Annotated in this window: 19 protein-coding genes and 1 tRNA gene; 13 read left to right on the forward strand and 7 right to left on the reverse strand. The window is 40.3% G+C overall.

Annotated elements, in window-relative coordinates; translation table 11 throughout:
• Positions 1-183 precede the first annotated feature (183 nt).
• The 4 genes from CVU62_12215 to CVU62_12230 form a co-directional block, all read right to left on the reverse strand.
• On the reverse strand, positions 184-999 hold the full coding sequence (locus CVU62_12215; GenBank protein PKN36859.1) for an undecaprenyl-diphosphatase: 816 nt from the start codon (positions 997-999) through the stop codon (positions 184-186).
• Positions 996-1748, reverse strand: a complete 753-nt coding sequence (locus CVU62_12220) for a 1-acyl-sn-glycerol-3-phosphate acyltransferase (protein ID PKN36860.1) — start codon at positions 1746-1748, stop codon at positions 996-998. The genes CVU62_12215 and CVU62_12220 overlap by 4 nt, the downstream gene beginning before the upstream one ends.
• 289 nt (positions 1749-2037) lie before the next feature.
• Positions 2038-4308 (reverse strand): hypothetical protein, encoded by a 2271-nt coding sequence (locus CVU62_12225; protein PKN36861.1) that lies wholly within the window; start codon positions 4306-4308, stop codon positions 2038-2040.
• Positions 4309-4431: 123 nt separating this feature from the next.
• On the reverse strand, positions 4432-5133 hold the full coding sequence (locus CVU62_12230; GenBank protein ID PKN36862.1) for a hydroxyacylglutathione hydrolase: 702 nt from the start codon (positions 5131-5133) through the stop codon (positions 4432-4434).
• A 283-nt stretch (positions 5134-5416) separates the two neighbouring features.
• On the opposite strand from CVU62_12230, the gene rfaE1 reads away from it, so the two are divergent.
• The 8 genes from rfaE1 to CVU62_12270 all read left to right on the forward strand — a co-directional run bounded on the left by rfaE1 (position 5417) and on the right by CVU62_12270 (position 11707).
• Positions 5417-6394: a D-glycero-beta-D-manno-heptose-7-phosphate kinase gene (gene rfaE1 / locus CVU62_12235; protein PKN36863.1), complete on the forward strand. Its 978-nt coding sequence runs from the start codon at positions 5417-5419 to the stop codon at positions 6392-6394.
• On the forward strand, positions 6391-6936 hold the full coding sequence (locus CVU62_12240) for a DUF4416 domain-containing protein (protein ID PKN36864.1): 546 nt from the start codon (positions 6391-6393) through the stop codon (positions 6934-6936). Before rfaE1 ends, CVU62_12240 begins: the two co-directional genes overlap by 4 nt.
• 151 nt (positions 6937-7087) lie before the next feature.
• Positions 7088-7966: a YicC family protein gene (locus CVU62_12245; GenBank protein ID PKN36865.1), complete on the forward strand. Its 879-nt coding sequence runs from the start codon at positions 7088-7090 to the stop codon at positions 7964-7966.
• A 5-nt stretch (positions 7967-7971) separates the two neighbouring features.
• Positions 7972-8589, forward strand: coding sequence for a guanylate kinase (locus CVU62_12250; protein ID PKN36866.1), 618 nt, complete (start codon positions 7972-7974; stop codon positions 8587-8589).
• 15 nt (positions 8590-8604) lie between these two features.
• A complete protein-coding gene (locus CVU62_12255) occupies positions 8605-8874 on the forward strand; it encodes a DNA-directed RNA polymerase subunit omega (GenBank protein PKN36867.1) in 270 nt (89 codons plus the stop codon).
• Complete coding sequence (locus CVU62_12260; GenBank protein PKN36868.1) at positions 8855-9604, forward strand: orotidine-5'-phosphate decarboxylase; 750 nt, start codon at positions 8855-8857, stop codon at positions 9602-9604. Before CVU62_12255 ends, CVU62_12260 begins: the two co-directional genes overlap by 20 nt.
• A 27-nt stretch (positions 9605-9631) precedes the next feature.
• The gene (locus CVU62_12265; GenBank protein ID PKN36869.1) at positions 9632-10378 is read left to right on the forward strand and encodes a 23S rRNA (guanosine(2251)-2'-O)-methyltransferase RlmB; all 747 of its coding nucleotides are present in this window, start codon (positions 9632-9634) and stop codon (positions 10376-10378) included.
• 120 nt (positions 10379-10498) lie between these two features.
• Complete coding sequence (locus CVU62_12270; protein PKN36870.1) at positions 10499-11707, forward strand: pilus assembly protein PilC; 1209 nt, start codon at positions 10499-10501, stop codon at positions 11705-11707.
• A gap of 166 nt (positions 11708-11873) precedes the next feature.
• Here the strand turns inward: CVU62_12270 and CVU62_12275 are convergent.
• Positions 11874-11950 (reverse strand) — tRNA-Pro (locus CVU62_12275).
• Between the two features lie 233 nt (positions 11951-12183).
• Here CVU62_12275 and CVU62_12280 point away from each other — a divergent pair.
• The 5 genes from CVU62_12280 to CVU62_12300 all read left to right on the forward strand — a co-directional run bounded on the left by CVU62_12280 (position 12184) and on the right by CVU62_12300 (position 17264).
• On the forward strand, positions 12184-12663 hold the full coding sequence (locus tag CVU62_12280) for a DUF1178 domain-containing protein (GenBank protein ID PKN36871.1): 480 nt from the start codon (positions 12184-12186) through the stop codon (positions 12661-12663).
• Between the two features lie 130 nt (positions 12664-12793).
• Positions 12794-15112 carry a cysteine--tRNA ligase gene (locus tag CVU62_12285; protein PKN36872.1) on the forward strand — a complete coding sequence of 773 codons (2319 nt, stop codon included), beginning with the start codon at positions 12794-12796 and terminating at the stop codon, positions 15110-15112.
• A gap of 7 nt (positions 15113-15119) precedes the next feature.
• Positions 15120-15941 carry an AmmeMemoRadiSam system protein B gene (amrB, locus tag CVU62_12290; GenBank protein ID PKN36873.1) on the forward strand — a complete coding sequence of 274 codons (822 nt, stop codon included), beginning with the start codon at positions 15120-15122 and terminating at the stop codon, positions 15939-15941.
• 110 nt (positions 15942-16051) lie between these two features.
• Positions 16052-16600 carry an AMMECR1 domain-containing protein gene (locus tag CVU62_12295; protein ID PKN36874.1) on the forward strand — a complete coding sequence of 183 codons (549 nt, stop codon included), beginning with the start codon at positions 16052-16054 and terminating at the stop codon, positions 16598-16600.
• Between the two features lie 49 nt (positions 16601-16649).
• Positions 16650-17264, forward strand: coding sequence for a hypothetical protein (locus CVU62_12300; GenBank protein ID PKN36875.1), 615 nt, complete (start codon positions 16650-16652; stop codon positions 17262-17264).
• A gap of 54 nt (positions 17265-17318) precedes the next feature.
• Here CVU62_12300 and CVU62_12305 read toward each other — a convergent pair whose 3' ends face one another.
• Entirely contained in the window at positions 17319-19616 is a 2298-nt protein-coding gene (locus CVU62_12305) for a pilus assembly protein (protein PKN36876.1), read from the reverse strand.
• Between the two features lie 107 nt (positions 19617-19723).
• Positions 19724-21796, reverse strand: coding sequence for a glycine--tRNA ligase subunit beta (locus CVU62_12310; GenBank protein ID PKN36877.1), 2073 nt, complete (start codon positions 21794-21796; stop codon positions 19724-19726).
• Between the last annotated feature and the right edge of the window lies 1 nt (position 21797).

Below are 21797 nucleotides of genomic sequence, written 5' to 3' on the forward strand. Positions count from 1 at the left end.
AGAAAAATTTTACATCAATTCTGATTATGAAATTATTTTGAGTATCAAATAATTTGTTAATTAATTCAAGCGGAAATTTATTTATAAAAATTCTTAATTAAACTTATTGCTGAATTACAGCTTGGACTCTTTCACGGAAGAAAATATCTTTTTTTCAGTTTTGCTGCTGCAAATAAAAAATTTCTATTTATTGACGATAAGTAAAGTAAACAATCCTAAAATCCAGCAATAGTAAGCAAAATATTTCAAGCGCGCTTCACGGATGACAAGAAAAAAAAGTTTAAGAGATATAAAACCAGCTATCATGGAGCAGATGAAACCGGCAAGATATAGCCAAATTTCCGAAGATGGAATTTGCTTGAAGTAACTGGATTCTAATATTACGGCGCCGCTAACGGCCGGCAGGGAAAGCAGAAAGGAAAAACGTGCTGCCGTGAACCGGTTTAGCTTGCGAAAAATGCCGGCGGTTATAGTAGCTCCTGAGCGGGAAATACCTGGTAAAAGGGCCACAGCCTGGGCGAGCCCGATTAAAATGCTGTCTGTAAGATTCATATCTTTTCCGTCGCGCCGGGCATCCGTTACTTTGTCGGAAAAAAATAGCAGGAATCCCGTAATGATTAAAAAAAATGCTGCTGCCTGAGCTGATCCGAAAATGCCATGTAAATAGTCTTTAAATAAGAAACCGAAAAAAGCGACAGGCATGGTGCCGATAATTAAAAAAATAAAGATCTTTCTTAAAGAGATGATTTCCTTTGTACTGAAAAGTGTTACCGATTGGTTGGGCAGAAGAGCTTTGAGCATCCTCCAGATATCAACGCGGAAATAGAAAGCGACGGCAAACAGTGTGCCCAGATGCACTATTGCGTCAAAAGCAACTCCCGGTTGATGAAAATCCGGGAAAAAACTTTGAAGAATAACAAGATGAGCGGAGCTGCTAACAGGAAAAAGTTCGGTCAAGCCTTGGACTATGCCTAAAATTATAACAGTAGAGAGGTTCAAGTAGTCTCACTTTCTAAGTCTTTAATATTTAAGTTTTCCGTATTCTGCCAGTAGTTATAATTTTTTATGATTGTATTTCTTACTTTTTCAATCAACTCATGGCGGTTTTCAATATTTAAATTATTTACTTCTATCGGTTCGCCGATAATCAGTTTTATGGGACGGGGAATTATTCTCAGCGATTTTTGGGGCATGATTTCATCACTGCCGATAATAGTAACAGGCACAATCGGCGCACCAGATTCAATGGCGAGATAGAAAGCTCCCTGTTTAAAAGGTTTGATATCGTCCTTGCGGCTTCTTATGTCTTCCGGGAAGGTCATAATTGATTTTCCTTTCCATATTTGCAAAACGGCTTTGTCAATGTTTTTCATTGCTTCTTTTCGATTGTTCCTGTCGATTCCAATGTATCCGGCGCTTCTCATTGCCGCGCCGAATATAGGAATGCAGAATAACTCTTTTTTAGCGATCCAGCGGAATTGTACAGGTATGCAGGCCAGAGCAATTAAAATATCAAAATCGCTTTGATGGTTAGCCATAAAAATTTGCGGTTTGCCGCGCAAAAGATTTTCTCTGCCAATTACTTTAACTTTTATATTGCATATAAGAAGTAAACTTTTAGCCCACAGATTAGCCACCTTGTGCACTTTATTGTCGGCGTCGGAGAAGATTGAAAAAACTATAGACCAAAAGGACATAAATAAGGTTATAACTAAACCTAACGTTACTAATAGTACTGAATAAAGCATAAACGCCCTTATTTTTGAGGCAAATTACTTAATTCATGCCGCTTATACTGGATAATTCGGCTAAAGAACTTCAGTGCGCATTGCTTCTGAAGTTTTAGCCTCATTACAACTTACAGATATTACTGTGCTTCGCTTGTCATTTCCAGGTTTAATTAAAATTGGAATTTATTTTGTAAATATTTACTTAATAATGTTATTGAAGTCAATAATGAAATATATTTTTGAGAAATAAAATGAATGACTTAGCAATCAATTCTTCAAAGCGCCTATGACACTATTTGGCGCCTGATCATTCGAGTTTGAATCTATTCTCCCTAAACAGCTTTATACAAGTGTCCACTACTTTGCTATCGTAGAGAATTCCGGCGTTATCTTCAATCTCTGTGAGCGCACTTTGCAGTCCTAAAGAAGGTCTGTAAGGTCGATAGGATGCCATGGCCTCAACCACATCGGCAACCGCAAGGATGCGGGCTTCAATGAGAATATCTTCACCCTTTAACCCTTGCGGATAACCAGAGCCGTTTATTCTCTCATGATGTTGGTAAACAATGTCGGCTAATGGCCAGGGAGATTCAACATCTTTCATTATTTCATAACTATACTGGGTGTGAGCCTTGACAAGAGAGTACTCAAGGTCGGTCAGTTTTGTCGGTTTACACAGAATTTCCGATGGTATAGAAATTTTCCCGATATCATGAATGGCGCCGGCCATACGGATTGCTTCAATTGAATCCTGGGGAAGACCCATCTCGGTGGCAATCATGCGGGCCAGATCGGCGACTCTTTTCTGATGTCCGGCCGTATAGGGGTCTCTTGCTTCCGATGCTGTACCTAATACCTGAATAGTTGTTCTAATAGATTTTCGTAAATTCCCCAATATAGTAGTGATTTTCTCTTCGGCCTGTCTGCGCAAAGAGATATCTTCGTAAATGACCTGAGACTGTTTTTTACCGCTCCAAAAGATTTCTTTTCGAAAAACATGGAGATGGCGTATTTCGCCGTTTTTCCTTATGATACTTATTTCATATTCAGATGGGCCAAACTCACCCAGCAATCTTTTTTGCTTTCTTATCAGAAACTGAGTATAACTCTCCGGCGTATAGCGATCCTGTATTGGTATTTTTTTAAGTTCTTCAATGCTGTCATATCCATACATATCCAGAACAGCCTTGTTGGCATAAATTGTTTCGCCTTCTAATGTTGATATGCGTACTCCCAGCGGTGAATTGTCAAGGGAGTGGCGGAAATTCTCTTCACTTTTTTGCAAGGATTCCTCTATTTGTTTGCGCTTGGTGATTTCCCTTCCTTCGCCTAAAATGGATATAGGTTTTCCATTTTCGTCCATAATAAAACTAAACGAGGCTTCAATCCATATAAAGCGGCCGTCTTTACAGCAGCATTCAAGTTCCAGTAAAACCTTATAGGACGGAGCTGTCGACGCCTTTTCCATCTCCCTGGAAAAAGTATCCATTGCTATCCTTGAAGACTTTTTCGTGAGAAGTTTATACATGGGGAGTTTTAGAACATCTTCCGTTGTGTATCCCAATAATTTTTCCACGGAAGGGCTTACATACGTTATTTTCAGGTCCAGATCCATTAGCCAGACCTGATCTTTCATGTGATCGGCCAGCAAACGGTATTGAGCTTCGCTCTGTTTCAGCAGCTCTTCCGTCTTTCTGCGTTCGGTGATATCACGTATAATTCCTCTAAACCCGATTGGTTTGCCTGATGAATCTTTCTGTAACAATGCAGATTGTTCGATGTATCTTTTAGTCCCGTCTTTTCTTATTATCTGCCAGTCGAATTCTTTAGTAGATTCTCCTGTTCGATAAACTCTATTAAACGTTTGAAAGACTTTTCTGGCGGTATCTTTACCCATATACTGCCGGTTGTTCATACCCATTAATTCTTTTCTGGAATAACCGAGAAGGCTGCAAACTGAATCGTTAAAGAACGTGAAATTGCCGGCAAGGTCTATTTCATAGTACCCTTCTTCGGTGGTTTCAAGAATAGACCGGTACTTATATTCGTTTTCGCGTTGAGCTTTTTCTGCAAGCTTGCGGGAGGTAATGTCTGTAATAATGGCAATTAAATATGTTTCTTTATGATGATTAATTATCTCCGCAGAAAAAAGGCCGTCAATTATTTTTCCGTTTTTACTCCTGAACTTCATCTCGCAGTTTTCAATATGGCCCTGCTTCATCAGCTTTTCCAGGGCTTTCTTTCTCTTGTTCTGGTGTACAAAGATATTTAGTTCATCGCTGGTTTTCCCGATAACTTCCTCCCGTGAGAAAGCAAATGTTTTCAAGGATGTTTCATTGATGTCTATCAGTGTTCCTTCCGGCATTTTCATCAAAACTATTGATGAAGGGTTGAGCTTGAAAAGAAGATTAGAATTTTGCAGCCAATCTTCCCGCTCGTGGGAATTATTCTTTTTGACGTTCATATTTTTGGAAGCGGAAATGTTTTGCGATTTTTTTGTTTTGACGACTAATGATTTACGGGAAGTTGTGGTCTTTTTATGCTGAGAGTTCTTCGTTGCTGTTTTGATTGCCTTCATCCTTCCATCCGGTCCGTCTTTTGTGGACTCTTGAAGATGTTCTGCAACAGTGCTAAACACTTTTAATTATAAAAGAATTAAACATGTGTGTCAATCAATAAGTGATAATTAGCAAAAAGTATCTTATTCTATAGACATCAAAGAATTCCAACGTTCCCATTCTGTAGCACAGGGAAGATTATTATTTTTGAGTAGATTAACGATTGCCTCTTCATTAAAGCGCAAATAAGGGTTGATCTGGCGTTCGTCGGCTATGGTTGAATAGACGTGATTGCCGTTATATGATTTCAGGTAGCGATCAATATGTTCATTATTTGGTTCCAGATGCCTGGCGAAGGCAAGGGAATCGTTAATATAATCATGACCGGCGTAAATTATTGTTTCATCGGGTAAGGCCATCAACCGCTTAATGGATAGATAAAAATTTTTCTGATTGCCGGAAAAACAATTACCCACTGTTCCGTTAAAAATAGTATCGCCGGTGATTAAAATGCTTCCCGTATGAAAGCAAACAGAGTCGTCCGTATGTCCGGGAGTCCGGTAAACCAGGACTGTTTCTCCATCAATCATAATTTTGTGATTGTCGGAAAGGGTAGCAGAATTTAAAAATTTTGCGCAGGTAGATTTAAGCAGGTGATCATTGCCGGATGTGTGATCGTAATGCGAATGTGTGTTGGTAACAAATTCAAGCGCCAGGTTAGTGGTTTTCAAAAAAGACAGTATTTCTTCCCATGCACCGCCATCAACAGCCATTGCCTGTTTTTTCCCATGTATTACGTAGGCGAAATTATCAGATCCATAACGAAATTGCTCAATATTTAACATATAAAACCTTATTATAAAGTCCTAAAATATTTTATTGCTAGACATTGATTTTAATCAGGACTAATTATTTAATGTATTGAATATAATGAAAATGGCATTTATGTGTCAAGGTAATCGTAAAAATCGATTTCGTATAGGCTATTCACATTTTTAGAAAACATTTGACAAATTAAGGTCTTGGTAATAGTATTACAGGGCTTTTTACAATGGAGGCGCTATAAGCGCTTTTTTTAATTTTCAGGTTAATTATTTCAGGGGTGATTTTCAAACAGTGCAAAGAATTATGACAAAAAAAAGAGCATTGAAGATTATTGCCAATTTCCCCCATGCGGGTGTTCTTGTGGTCGGAGATGTGATGGTTGATCATTTCATCTGGGGAAATGTTTCCCGTATTTCACCTGAAGCTCCTGTGCCTGTAGTTGATGTCCAAAAAGACAGCATTTTGCTTGGTGGCTGTGCCAATGTGCTCAATAACATTTACGCGATGGGAGGTAAAGTTTATGTGGCCGGTGTTATCGGAGCCGATAATATAGGGAAAAAACTGCTTGTGGAGTTGCACGGACGAAAGATTGACACAAAAGGCATTGTCGTGGAAAAGGGACGGCCGACTACTCTGAAAACGAGAATTGTCGCGCACGGACAGCAAATGGTGCGTTTCGACAAGGAAAACAGAAAGCCTATTCCTAAATCCAGCACCGATAAAATTCTGGAATATGTAAAATCATTGCGCGGAAAAATCGGAGCCATTGTTATTTCCGATTACAACAAAGGAGTTATTTCCAGCGAGCTTATCGAAGGAATAAAGAAAATAGCGGAAGATTCAAAAATATTCATTTGTCTTGATCCGAAACAAAGCGATTTTTCCATATATAAAGGGGTGCATGTGATTACTCCTAACCATCATGAAGCCCAGCGTGCTGCCGGTATGGAAATTACCAATGCCGATGATCTTCAGCGATTAAGTGAATCCCTTTTAAAAAAATATGCCTTTCATGCAATGCTCATCACTCGGGGAGAAGAAGGCATGAGTCTTTTTGAAAATGGCCGGAAAATTGTTCATACTCATTTTTCGACTCAAGCCAAAGAAGTTTATGATGTGACCGGTGCCGGTGATACAGTTATCGGCATGCTTGCCCTGGGTCTCGCCGCGCGGGCTAATATAAAAGAGGCGACATGCCTGGCTAATCTGGCCGCGGGTATTGTGGTCGGAAAAATTGGCACGGCCACTGTCTCTCAGAAAGAACTTATAGAAGTATTATGAGCAAGCCGAACTCGGCTGAACCGGTAAAACTGGTCTTCAGCATTTTTGCGAAAGATACTCCACTGTTAAACGAGACGATAAAAATTTTGTCCTCAGCATATGGAATGCCGGATTTTGTAAGCGAAGAAATGCTCTTTGATTATACGAATTATTATAGCGCTGAAATGGGAGAGAATCTTGTGCGGCGCTTTCTGTCCATGGAAAAATTAATCCGGCCAGAGGAATTACCCGATATAAAGCTGGCAACAAACAGTATTGAAGACAGGTTGGCATTGGATATTCGGAGGCAGGTTAATATTGATCCCGGTTATATATCAAAGGCACATTTGATATTGGCTACTGGCAAGGCGTATACGCACCGTCCCTATTTGCGGGATGGAATTTATGCCGACTTGACCCTGATTTATCAGGGGAAGAAGTTTTGCTCTTTACCCTGGACTTACCCTGATTATGCGGATGAAAAGCAACTCTTAATGCTTGGTAAAATCAGGAATAGATATTTATTGCAGTTAAAAATGCCACAACAGTTAAAACGGGCATGAACCCTGACGCAAGCTGAGGAGTATCTTGCCCCCCGTTTTGTCCCGACAGTGTCGGGATTCAACTTATCAATTCTAATACGCTTTGTTTTAGGAATTGGAGCTTCACAATAAAAAATACGTAAAGTTTATTAAATTGGTATATGGTGTACAAATGATAAAAAGCATGACCGGTTATGGCCGGGTAGAAACAGTTCAAGAAGGCAGAAATATTATTGTGGAGGCTAAGTCTGTAAATCATCGTTTTCTGGAAATATTTCTGCGGACGCCTTCAGCGCTTTTTCCTCTGGAAGCGGAGTTCAAAAAGAAGATTAGTGAAAGATTCAAACGCGGACGCATAGAAGTATCCATACGGTTGGAAGGCGAAGGTGCCGATGTATCCAAAGTCAATCTCAATTTAGAAATTGCCCGTGATTATTTTAATGTTTTGAACCGGCTTAAAGCGGAATTCGACCTGGAATCTCCCATCAGTTTAAAAACGTTGGTTGGTTTTCGTGATATTTTTACGCCATCGTCGGAGGTGCAATTGAGTCCGGATTTTCTCAATCAGGTGGAAAAAACGTTTTTGGAATCGCTGGCGATGCTGAGCAATATGCGGCAGGATGAAGGCCTTGCCATGTTTCAAGATATGGATATGAGGCTTAAGGCGATTACGGAAATTCTGGAAACCATTAAATTACGTGCCCCACAGGTGGTTATCGAGTATCAAAAGCGTCTGGCGGAAAGAATAAAAGAGTTAACTGCCGGATACGCGCTTGAAGATGCCCGTTTAAATCAAGAGGTTGCAATTATGGCGGAAAGAAGTGATATTACGGAAGAAATAGTGCGGATGCATAGTCATATCGGACAGTTTGAAGAATTGTTGCAAAGCGAGGGAACAGAAGGCAGAAAAATAGATTTTCTTTTACAGGAAATGAATCGCGAAATTAATACAATTGGTTCAAAAAGCAGCGATGTGGAAATAACTCGTCAGGTGATTGAAGTTAAAAGTGAATTGGGTAAATTGCGTGAACAGGCGCAAAATATAGAGTAAATACTATGGCAAGAGGATTATTTATAGTTGTCTCCGCGCCTTCGGGCACAGGGAAAAGCAGTATTTGCCAAAAACTGCTTGAAGCTTGTCCTGAAATTAAATTTTCTGTTTCCTATACATCAAGGCCTCCGCGTCCTAGTGAAGTGAATGGGAAAGATTACCATTTCATTTCTCGTGAAGAATTTCAGGCGCGTATTGATCAGAATGAATTTGTTGAATGGGTAGAAAATTATGGTAACTTATATGGATCTTCAAAGAAAACTATGGAGTCGTTTCTTCATAAAGGTCAGGATTTGTTGCTGGATATCGAACCGCGGGGGGCGAAAAAAATAAAAAAAAAGTTTAAGGGAGGTGTTTATGTTTTTGTCCTTCCCCCGTCTCGTGACGAACTTTTAAGGCGCTTGGAAGGACGTGGTTGCGAAACCGATAAAGTTATTCAAGATCGATTTGATCAGGCGGAAAGTGAATTAAAAGAAATTTCGTGGTATGATTATGTAATTTTTAACAAAGATTTGGACACTGCTGTCAATCAATTGATTTCTATTTATAAAGCCCAAAAATGCAAAAGAAGCAGGTTGCAAAGTGAAATTAAAAAGTTTATTAAAAAAAATAATATATTTTAAGGAGATTTTGGATCCATGGCTAGAATTACAATAGAAGATTCTTTACTTGTTGCCAAAACCAGATTTGGACTTGTATCGCTGGCGTCGAAACGAGCTCATCAGTTACTGAAAGAGGCAACACCTTTAGTAACAAGTAAAAACAGGGAAATTGTGTTGGCTCTGCGCGAAATTGCCGCAGGTAAAGTAGTTTATGCCAATCCTGAATATTTGAACGGAACCAAGGAAGACTTCAAACCAATTCCGGATAGCTCAGAGTTCATCGGCGATGAAGAATATATCGAATAAAACGGCGAACGATAAACTGATCTTTGCGCTTGATGCGAACAATTATGACGAAGCATTGTCATGGGTGAAGCTACTCTCGGACCATGTCGGTATGTTTAAAGTTGGCAAGGAATTGTTTACTGCTGTTGGGCCGAAAATAATTGAAAGCATCAAAAAGAGAGGCCAAAAGGTATTTTTAGACCTGAAATTTCATGATATTCCCAACACAGTAGCCCGTGCAGCCCAGGCCGCTGTCAGGTTAAATGTTGATATGTTTAATGTTCACGCATCGGGTGGCACTCAGATGATTAAAGAAGCAGTAACCGCCGCGTGGACCTGTGCTGATAATATTGCCGGAACGCGGCCAATTGTTTTGGCGGTCACGGTGCTTACCAGTTTGAATAACGCTGATTTGGCAGAAATTGGATTTCCTAGAACCACCGGGGAACAGGTTCTTCATCTGGCCAGATTGGCGCAAAATGCAGGAGCATCGGGTGTGGTAGCTTCGGCACAGGATATAGCAGCGTTAAGGAAGGGTTTGGGCGATAAATTTATTATCGTAACGCCTGGTATACGCAGTATTGGTGCAACAACAAAAGACGACCAAAAAAGAACTCTCAGTGCTTATGAAGCTGTGAAAACAGGTGCCGATTATATTGTCGTGGGGAGGCCGATTAGCACGGCCCAGGAACCTCTGGAAGCTTGCCGGCAAATTGTTCAGGAAATTGCTGATGGTATAGCAGCAAGGTGATTCAGTCGCAAAAATGGAAAGCAGGACATGGAGGTAATTTACGGTATAAATTCCATTATGGCTCTCCTCCGGCGACGGGAAGGCGGATTAAGAAAAATTATCATTGCTTCCGGACGGGGTGGATCTTCTGTAAAAGAAATAATAGAAATAGCTGGACAAACATTAATTCCTGTTGAGTTTTCCCACCGTAAATATCTGGATGAATTGGCAGGAACTTCTGATCATCAAGGAGTTATCGGCCTGTGCAAGTCTTTTGTTTATGCGGATTTAGATAAATTAATAAAAAACCGTAATCAATCTTTCAATTTTGACTTAATTTTAGTACTTGATAGTATCATGGATCCCCACAATCTGGGATCAATAATTCGTACTGCTCATTGTTTAGGCGCAAACGGTGTCGTAATTCCTGAGGACAGAGCGGCTCCGGTTACTGCGGCTGTTAATAAAGCTTCTGCCGGAAGCATCGCGCAAATACCTATCGCCAAAGTAGTTAATATATCGCAAACGCTTGATTATTTGAAAGATAAAGGATTTTGGGTTTTCGGAGCGGAAATTCGCGGTGGAAGTAATTTGCACGAGATGGATTTTAATTGTCCTGTAGTTTTGGTGTTAGGGGGAGAGGCAAAAGGTATCAGGCCTTTAGTGAAGAAGAAATGTGATTTTTTACTGACAATTCCCATGCCGGGAAGCTTTGATTCATTAAATGTTGCTGTGGCTTCCGGTATTATTCAGTATGAGATATTTTGTCAACGCAGTCAGGCCAGAGCAGTTTAAAAATAAACAACTCGCGGCTTCCAATAAATTTTCTAATTTAACTTGTTGAATTTATATAGAAGTTGGTTTAAAGTATTCACGGATTAAAGTTATTCTAATGTAAGAAAAGGATTTTAGAATATGCCGATTTTTATTTGGGAAGGTACAACAAAAAAGAATGAGGTAAAAAAAGGAGAGATGGATGCGGTCGACGAGATTACCGTTCGTGGTATTTTACGCCGGCAGGGGTATAAATCCATTGAAGTTAAGTCGAAACCTAAAGATATTTCTGAATATTTACCTTTCTTAAAAGCAAAGATAAATGAAAAAAATGTGGTTGTCTTTTGTCGGGTTTTTTCCACAATGATCAATGCCGGCCTGCCGCTTATTCAGTGCTTGGACCTTTTAGCTCAACAAGAACAGAATAAGAACTTTGCGAAAATTATTCGATCAATAAAGGAAGATATAGAGGGCGGTACCAGTTTAACCAATGCTTTAAAAAAATATCCCCAGATATTTGATGATCTTTTTGTGAATCTGATTGCTGCTGGTGAGGCAGGCGGTATGCTGGATGTTATTTTGGAACGTCTTTCCAATTACATGGAAAAAGCGTTGAAGTTAAAACGACGTGTTAAGGGCGCAATGACTTATCCCATCGCTGTTCTGGTCATAGCTGTTGCTGTAGTGGCTTTATTGCTGCTCAAGGTTATTCCTGTATTTAAGCAAATGTTTGAAGGTATGGGCGGACAATTGCCGGGTCCCACTGCATTCTTAATTAATGCAAGTGAGTTTACCCAACATTATTTTTTATATATAATAGCCATATTTGTTGCCATTTACATCGCCATTGCGAGATATTATAAAACGGAGAAAGGGCGCTTGGTGATTGACTCCCTGATCCTTAAAGCTCCAGTGTTCGGGCTATTGATGAAAAAGGTTGCTGTGTCTAAATTTTCGCGCACGCTTTCAACAATGATGACTTCCGGTGTTCCCATTTTGGAAGGATTAACCATTGTCAGTAAAACTTCCGGAAATAAAGTTATTGAGAATGCTTTAATGAAGACACGCCAAAGTATCAGTGAAGGCCGTTCTATAGCAGAACCATTGGCGGAGACCGACATTTTCCCACCCATGGTTATACAGATGATTTCCGTGGGCGAAGCCACCGGTGCTCTGGATTCCATGCTCAGTAAAATTGCTAATTTTTACGACGAAGAAATTGATGTTGCGGTGGATTCGATGACTGCGCTGCTGGAGCCGGTAATGATGGTTTTCCTGGGGGGGATCGTTGGCGGTATGATTATAGCTATGTATCTGCCGATCTTCAAACTTGCATCAGTTGTCGGTTAATAAAAGATATTATATCAGAACAGGATGTAATCACGGGCATATTGCCCTTCGCTATGCACGGGGAATAGTTTCACTAACTCTTAAATCCCACGTCGCTTCGCTCCTGGGATAATTCGATCAACAAGTTTCAGTACACTTCGCTTCTGAAACTTGGATCTCATTAAAATGGTCGGGATGGCGCGATTTGAACGCGCGACTCCTGCGTCCCGAACGCAGTGCCCTACCAAGCTGGGCCACATCTTGTGAAACTCCAATTCCGAAAGCGAATAACCTAAAGGTCACTATAGGCGTATTGGAATTGGTAAGTTGAACAATCCCGCGAAGCGGATGGTATAATACCTCGCTGCTTGTTGCAGAATGTTTCCAAAGCTTGCTTTGGGGTTCATGTCCGTGATTCAGTTATCAATCAAAATAAGAGTATAATAAAAAAATCATTTAATTCTAAACTCTTTAGCCATAAATCCTTTTATATATAATTGTATTTTATTCAAGGGCATGTTATAAGTAATACAAATTATTGTGCAAAGGATCGTGATCTGGTGATTATTTACGATTTAAAATGCGAAAAAGGACATACATTTGAAGGCTGGTTTAAAGATCGGCAAGCCTGGATTTTACAAAATTCACAAAAACTGGTTTCTTGTCCCGTGTGTAATAGTTCGAGTGTCGAAATTATACCTTCTTCGATAACGATTATAGGAAAGAATTCACGGATGGCAGATAAGAACCAGGAAACGGAACTTTCTGTAGCTAAAACCATGAAAATATTACATCAATATATTGATAATAATTTTGAGGATGTGGGTAATAAATTTGCAGAAACTGCATTAAAGATACATTACGGAGATGAAGAAAAACGAAATATCAAAGGGACAAGTACGCCGCAAGAAGAAGAAAATTTAAAGGAAGAAGGCGTTCAGTTTATTAAAATTTCTTTACCCAAAATGGATAGTTGATCAATTTAATGACTTGGAATTAGCCAGCTCCAGCCGCGAGAGTTCCACTTTTTTGTCCGGAATGCTTTCTGCCGGCATAAGTGAACATCTTCCGGCTTAAGCCGGGTTTTTTATTTTACAGGATAAATCTATGCATAAACTTTACAAAAACATTATTGAAAGCATCGGTAACACACCTTTGGTGGAAATCTTTCGGCTTAATCCCAATAAAAAAGTAAAGATTTTTGCAAAAGTTGAAGGTGTCAATCCCGGTGGATCCATCAAGGATCGCACCGCATTATTCATGATCGAGAATGCCGAAAAAAGAGGTGATCTGAATTCGTCGAAAACTATTTTGGAAGCAACCAGCGGCAATACGGGAATCGGCTTGGCAATGATTGCGGCGGCGAAGGGATATAAATTGTGTCTGACGATGTCAGAATCGGCCAGTGAAGAGAGAAAAAAGATTCTGCGTGCCATGGGAGCGGAATTGTATTTCACCCCGGCTGCTCAAGGTACCGATGGTGCTATTGAAATTGCTTACAAAATGCTGCGCGAAAATCCCGATAAATATTTTGGTACCGATCAATTCAATAATGAGGATAATATCGCCGCCCATTATTACGGTACAGCGCAGGAGATTTGGGAACAAACAGATGGTAAGGTTACAATGGTAGTATCCTGCTTGGGTACCACAGGCACTGCCATGGGAATTTCCAAGCGGCTCAAAGAACTGAATCCGGAAATTAAGATTATAGGTGTGGAACCCTATCTGCAGCATAAAATTCAAGGACTAAAGAACATGCGGGAATCTTATCGTCCGGGGATATATGATAAAACCAGGCTCGACGAAAAAGTGAATATTTTAGATGAAGATGCTTTTGAAATGTCTCGGCGGTTAGCCCGTGAAGAAGGTATATTTGTAGGAATGAGCTCTGGTGCGGCTATGTTTGTGGCTGCTCAGAAGGCGAAGCTTCTGGAGGAAGGGTTAATCGTCGTTATTTTCCCTGATGGTGGAGAACGATATTTAAGTACGGATCTCTTCGCTTTTAAAAAGGAGATTTCTACGTTTAATCTCTACAATGCTTTTGCGCGCCAGAAAAATCTATTTAATCCGATAAAACTTGATGAAGTAACCATGCGTACGTGCGGTCCGACAATACATGATACTCCCCATTTGGGAAATTACCGGCGCATGGTGGTCTCAGATTTAATCAACCGATATTTAATTTATAAAGGTTACAAGGTAAAGCATGTCCTGGACATTGTTGATTTTGGCGATAAATCAATAAAAAGCTCGGAAAAAAAAGGGCTTGAACTTGCAGATTATTCTCAGAAATATTTGCAGGTGTTTATGGAAGATGTACAATTTCTCAACATTAATAAGGATAATATCTATGTGAAAGCGTCTGAAAATGTTGACGTTATGTTAAAAATTGTCGAGAAATTAGTGGATAAAGATTATGCCTACGAAAAATTGCATTCAGTTTATTATAATATTTCCAAATTGGCCGATTATGGAACTCTTTCCAATATAGATTTGGGTAAAACAAGACAGGGGAAATCAATAGATCTTGATGATTACGAAAAAGACAGCCCGGCGGATTTTGCTTTATTGAAGAGGTCAAGTCTGGCCGAATTAAAAAGAGGCATTTATTATAAGACCGTATGGGGGAATGTGAGACCCAGTTGGCATATGGAATGCGCGGCTGTTTCCAATAAATATCTTGGAGCGACGTATGATATTCACGTAAGCGGAGCCGATGAGATATTTCCCCATTGTGAAAATGTTTTAGCCATCAATAAAGCTTTTTCCGGTCAAAAAGGACCTAATCACTGGATTAATGCGGAATTGGTGATGGTTGACGGCCGAAAAATGTCCCGTTCCCTGGATAATGCGCTGCCGCTGTCACACTTACGGGAAAGTGGTTACAGCGGAAGAGATATCCGTCTTTTCTTGCTGGGAGTACATTATCGCAAACCGGTTAACTATTCAGATGGCGCTTTAATGGCGGCAAAAAATACGGTAAAAAAAATCCATACGTTCATTAGCCGATTAAATGCCGTTAATGGCGATGATAAAGAAGCTTTTACGGAAATTGATCAACTGATATATGATCTTAAACATGATTTTACAGCGGCTTTGGATGATGATTTAAATATTGCCGGAGCACTGGCTGCGCTTTTTAATTTTATTGGTAAAATAAACTTTCCTCTGACCCAGGGTATGATAAATAAAAATAATGCCCAGAAAATACTGACGGCGTTGGGAAATATAAACGAAGTCTTGGGCATAATGGATTTTGAGGCGCTGGTTGCTGACGGGGAAATAAGAATGTTGATAGATAAAAGAGAAGCGGCAAGAAAAATTCGTAACTGGAAGGAGGCAGATTCCTTTAGATCGCAACTAGCTAAACGTGGCGTTGATGTTTTAGACACTCCACAAGGGGTAGTCTGGCGATTTAAGTGAGGTAGTTATGAATACCGTGAGAAAGTCAGTAATAGCCGGTTCATGGTATCCGGGAAATCCGTCAATTCTGAAAAAAAATATTGAAAGCTTTTTTGAATCAGTTCCTGATTTGACATTGCCGGGAGAGATTGTAGGTTTGGTTGCCCCCCATGCCGGTTACGTTTACTCAGGACAAGTAGCGGCGAACGCTTACAAGCTTATTCGCGGTAATAAGTATGATGTTGTTGTCGTCATAGGACCAAGTCACAGAGTTGCCTTTAATGGTGTATCCGTTTTTAGCAGGGGCGGTTATGAAACACCTCTTGGTGTCGTGCCTGTCGTTGAAGAATTTGCGCAGAAAATTAAAAATTTAAGTAAGATAACATCTGATATTCCGGAAGCGCATCGTCAGGAACATTCCGTGGAAATTCAGATTCCTTTCTTGCAGGTCGCGTTGGGTGAATTTTCATTTGTTCCTTTGGTTATGGGCAATCAGGACATAGATACCTGTCGAGATCTTGCGGCGGCTATATATGAAACTGTACGCGACAAAAAAACATTGATAGTAGGCAGCTCCGATTTATCTCATTTTTATAACTATAACGCGGCAAAAAAAATGGATGCCGTTGCTTTGGGATATTTGAAAAATGGCGATGCCGTCGGTCTTTTGCAGGCCATGGAGAATGGAACTGTTGAAGCGTGTGGCGGCGGGCCCATGGCAGTGACAATGTCGGTTGCACGTATGATGAAAGCTGATAAAGCACATCTCTTAAAATATGCCAATTCAGGAGATATAACCGGCGATAAAAGTTCGGTTGTGGGATATGCGGCGGCGGTTTACTGTAAATAATTTTAGGTTATCATTTTTCGAATAATTTTTTTATTAGTGGTATTGAAAAGAATCTTTTCTAGAAAGTCGTTAATCCTCTGAATACATCGTGTAGAATAAAGGAGCATAAAATGGAATTAACAACGAAAGAAAAAAATACCCTGCTGGAAATAGCCAAAGAAGCGATTGCGGCCAAAATCAATAATAAAAAAATGCCTGAACTGAAAATGGATTCAAAAAACCTACAATCGAAGAGCGGTGCGTTTGTGACTCTGAAAAAAAACGGTCATCTTCGCGGTTGCATAGGTTATATAAAAGCATATAAACCGCTCGGAGAAACAGTACAGGAAATGGCTTTGGCTGCCGCTTTTCGTGATCCACGATTTCCTTCCTTAAAACAGGAAGAAGTTAAAGATTTAACTTTTGAAATATCGGTACTGAGTCCGTTGAAACAAATCAAAGATATCAACGAAATTGAAGTAGGAAAACACGGATTATACATTGTTCGAGGACACAACGCCGGTTTATTATTACCGCAGGTGGCCGTCGAGTATAAATGGGACAGAGAAACCTTCCTCCAGGAGACTTGCCATAAAGCCGGATTGCCGGCGCAAGCATGGAAAGATAAAGAAACGGAAATATTTATATTCTCTGCGAATTATTTCGGCGATACGGATTAATTGCTGAATATTCCGTCTTCAAAATTCAATACAGATAATTATTTGAAGGATATTGTTTGTGATAAAAATCGGTAAATATTATCTTGTCGGAATCCTGTTTTTAGTTCTGCTGACGGGATTTATTTTATACTCTCCAAAGTTTTTGCTTTATTCTTCGGAATACAGGAAGGCAAATGCGATCGTACTTATTCTGGGACCGGATTTCAAGGCACGTCAAAAAGAAGCTTATAAATTAATAAACGAAGGAATGGCCGATTACTTGATTATTCCGGCCTATCATAAAGTTTTCAGGGTTTATGACATGGAAATGAAGAAATATTTATCACGAAACATATATCTTTATAAATCGAATCAAAAGAATGTTACCGCACCTCCGGAATTTTATGAAGATACACATTTGGAAATAGTCGAAGCCCAAAAGATAATGTCTGATTACAGACTGAATTCCGCGATATTTGTCAGTTCACCGTATCACATGCGACGTATTAAATTAATTGCGATGAAGGTATTTGATACAAATTATAACGTTTTTTATTTTGTGCCGACACATTACGAAAAAGCTCCGGCGAAATTCTGGGAATTATCGTCAGCAGATTGGAGAAAAGTTAGAAGAGAATACGGTAAAATACTGTGGTTCTTGATTTATTTTCCGTGGTCAAAATAAATTAAAATAATCCTACTTGTTCGGGAGAGTAAATACGTATCTAGAATAATATAATTATTTGATACAGACGCGGCGTACCTGTTTAAAATCAGTAAAACCTTTGAGAGCTTTGAGAATACCGTCTTGTAAAAGTGTCGTCATGCCTTCGTTCCGGGATAGGTTCCGCATGACTTCTACGGTTTCATGCTTTTGAATCATTCTTTTGATACCATCGGTTGCGACTAAGAGTTCATGAATACTCATTCTGCCTCTATAGCCAGTATTGTTGCATATATCACAACCCTTAGGCCTGTAAAGCTTGAATTCGTCATTGTAAGGGATATTTAATTTGTCAAATTCTTTCTGATCGTAACTTTCAGCGATTTCGTCGTATTCTTCCTTTGTAGGATGATATTGCTCCTTACACTTTTTGCAAAGAGTTCGTACAAGGCGTTGAGCGAGAATGCCCAACAAGGCATCGGCAAAATTAAGGGGATCAATGCCCATATCCAGCAGGCGTACAATAGTTTCCGGGGCACTGTTAGTATGCAGAGTACTGAATACCAAGTGACCGGTAAGGGATGCCTCAACACCTGTCTTTGCTGTTTCGTAATCGCGCATTTCGCCGACCATGATGACATCAGGGTCAGCACGTAAAAATGCACGCATAGCTGCCGCAAAATCAAAACCGATCTTTGGGTGCACTTGTACTTGACGCAAACCGTATTGAGTGATTTCCACGGGGTCTTCCGCCGTCCATATTTTTCTGTCCGGACGATTAATGTGGTGCAATGCGGCATGCAGTGTAGTTGTTTTACCGGAACCGGTAGGACCAACACACAAAATCATGCCGTAAGGTTTGGAAATAATACTGGTTAGTTCGTTGTAATTGCGCGAAGATAAAGCCATATCTTCCAGAGGCATTGTCTCGCCTTTAGCTAAAATACGCATAACCACATCTTCCACACCTCCCTGAGTGGGGATTGTCGCTACACGCAATTCAATTTCGTCTCCATTAGAACGCCTGAACTTAATCTTACCGTCCTGTGGCAGTCTTTTAATGGTGATATCCAGATTGGACATGATTTTAATGCGCGAAATAAGGGCTGCGCGGTAACTGAAAGGGACCGTTTGATATAGAGCACAATCGCCATCGACACGGAACCGAATCTCCACATTTTTTCTGTCTACATTGGGTTCGACATGTATATCCGAAGCACGGCGATTATAAGCATCATTAATAATTTTATTAACGAGTTGCATAATAACACTATCCGATTCGGTGACCGTTTCGTCGCCTTCTTCATCTTCTGACGTCGCATCGTCACCCTCCATCCGCCCTAATATTTCTGTAAAAGAGTGCTCGTCATCGGGAGTATTATAAAAAAGATTAATGTATTTTATTATGTCTTCTTCCAGAGCGACGTCATAATTTATCTGCTTGGTTTTTAAAAGATTTTCAATGGTGTCTCTCTTTATAATGTTGTTCGGATCATCCATGATTACGTGAATTTTGTCACCGACCTTTTCCAGTGGCACCCAAAGTTCACGGCGCAGATAATTTTTTTTCAAATCTTTAATTAAGTGACCAGGGATAGGTATTTTCTCGTTATATCTGATAAAATGACAGTTATAAAATTCCTCAAAAGCGTGACCAATGTCTTCTTTAGATATTTTGTATTTCATCATGAGGAAATTTTCCATTGATTCTTTTTTTTCACGCGCTTCTTTCCATGCTCTTTCCAGTTCTTCTTCTTTAAGAAGATCGTGGGTGATTAAATAATCAAACCGTGTTTTCCGGTGACGAACAAAACGTTGTTGATTGTAAAAAGCGACACCAAGAACTTCGGCAATCTCCAGCGCTAATGCAATTTCCTCTTCCGAGAATTTTCCATCACCAACTTTCTTGTTGATAATTTGAAGGACACCCATGAGCTGGCTGCTGTGGTATATTGGGGCGGCAAGAATCTGCCTGGTCTTAAAGCCTGATTTTTTATCCCAGCTGTCATCAAAAGTTAACTCCGCTTCGATGCTCTTAAGTTCCTTTTGATTGTAAGCGTTTTCAATGTTAATTATTGTGCCGGTGTTCGCTACGTAGCCGGCAATACTTTTATTATTTATTGGCAATCTGATTTCTTTGAGTTGTGTGCCGGCCAGAAACATGGAATAAATTTCATTGCGTGCTTTATCGACGACGTAAGTCGTTATGGAATTAGCGTTAAAAAGGTTGAGGATGCCGCTCTTTAAATCGATAAGAATTTGTTTGATATTCTGTGCCGCATGAATACGGTTGGTTATATCCAATAGCTCCTTGCGTATTCGAGAAGTTCCATTAATATTTGTTGCGGATGGTGGAGTTAACTGATCGTTCATGGAGTAAAATTTTCCTTAATATCGAAAAACTGTTTTTTATCTTAACAAGGATTTATATTAATGTCAATTCGCCTGACATTTTAACTTATGGAGAGATCAGAAAAAAATCAATCTGGCGTAACAATTTTAGAAAAATCGGCTATTTTATGGAAAAGGGCTGATATTTCCGCCAAAAGCGATAGACGGTTAAAACGAATTTTTTCATCCTTATCCATAACCATTACATTATCAAAGAAATCATCCACATGTGGACGCAAAGCGGCCAGTTTATTCAACGCGGCGCTGAAATCTTTCTCAATTATACCTTTTTCCACCCGGGTCTTTATATCATCAAAAGTAGAAAAGAGTTTTATTTCCGCTTCATGGGAAAGCAGGTTGACATCAATCTGACCGTTTTGGAAATCCTTCAAAATATTATCCACACGCTTAAAGGCGATGGAAATGGGTTCAAAATCAGGATTCTGACGAAAAGACTGTAGAGCCTTAACCTTTTCCATAACCTCGACAAGTTCATCAATATCCGTGGACAAGACGGCATCTACGGTATCATAAGCGTACCCCTGGGTAATAAGTTGGTTCTGGAGGCGTCCTTTGAAGAATTCCAGAATATCCTTTTTAACCTCATTAGCTGGTTTTTTTAGAACATCCTTGAGTTGTATAAGGCTTTCGTCAATCAGGAAATTCAGGCTTAAAGAATAGCGGCGGGATAAAATAATATTAATGATGCCTAAAGCCTGACGGCGCAGTGCGTAGGGGTCGGCGGTACCGGTCGGCGGCATGCCCACGCCAAAAAAACCGGCAATAGTGTCAATCTTATCGGCAATGCCGACAATTGCTCCTTCATCTGTTTGTGGCAGGTCACCGCCTGCGACAGTCGGTAAATAATGTTCATAGATGGCATTGGCGATTGCCGTTGTTTCTCCGGCTATAAGTGCGTATTCACGCCCCATGATGCCCTGAAGTTCGGAAAATTCACCCACCATCAGCGATTCCAGATCGGCCTTAGCCAGCAGCGCGGCGCGATCAACATTTTTCTTAACGGAGGGTTTCACTTTGGAGGCTATCTTTACTGCCAGCTTACGGAAGCGTAAGACCTTTTTGTGTGATGTTCCTAACAGTGTATGAAAAACAACTTTTTTAAGCGACTCCACTCTGTCTTCCAGGGAGACTTTTTTATCTTCCTCAAAAAAGAAAGATGCGTCAGCCAGACGTGCCCGCAGGACCCTTTCGTTGCCTTTTGCCACTACCGTGATGTCGCGGGGTCTGGTGTTGCTGACCGCGATGAAATAAGGAATAAGCTTTCCTTCGTTATTGACAACGGGGAAGTATTTTTGATGCGAGATCATGGTCGTTGTAAGAACTTCTTTGGGAATTTTTAAATAGTCCTCGTCGAAACCGCCGCGCACTATTACGGGATATTCCACGATGAAGCTTACTGTTTCCAGCAGATCGTCAGTATAAAAAAGTTTTCCTCCAACTTCTGCCGCAGCTTTCTGCGCTTCATCAAGAATTATATTTTTTCTTTCTGTAGGATCGGCAATTACAAAATTTTCTCTGGTTTTTTGCAGGTAATCTTCAAAACCGGTAACGGCAAAAGAAGCCGGGCTCATAAAACGATGACCGCGAGATGTATTGCCGCTTTCGATATTTTCAATCTTCAGAGGAACAACACTACCGCCGTAGAGCGCCAGAATCCAGTGGACCGGACGGGCGAAACGCAGAGCGTAGTCTGCCCAGTGCATTGATTTGCGGAAGGGAATAGCCATCATGAAATCTTTGAGAATATCCGGAAGCAGTTCTTTTGTCGGTTGTCCGGCAATTGTTTTACGCGCGCCGATATATTCGCCTTTTTCGGTTGTGATAGTCTCCAGTTTAGAAACTTCCAGCCCCTGTCCTCTGGCGAAACCGATAGCGGCTTTTGTCGGCTGACCGTTTTCGTCAAAGGCTGCTTTTTTCGCCGGTCCTAATTTTTCAATAGACTGATCTTCCTGTCGGGGAGACAAATCGGCGATATAAAGAACAAGGCGCCGCGGCGTGGCCAGACACCTGATCCCTTCAAAAGCAATGCGTTTTTCCGTCAGGGATTTACGGATAATGTCTTCCATATCAACAATCGCTTTGGATAGAAATCCAGCGGGAATTTCTTCAGTGCCAATTTCAAACAAAAGTTCATTACTCATT

It is taken from the genome of Deltaproteobacteria bacterium HGW-Deltaproteobacteria-2 (assembly GCA_002840505.1).
Lineage (GTDB): Bacteria > Desulfobacterota > Syntrophia > Syntrophales > Smithellaceae > Smithella.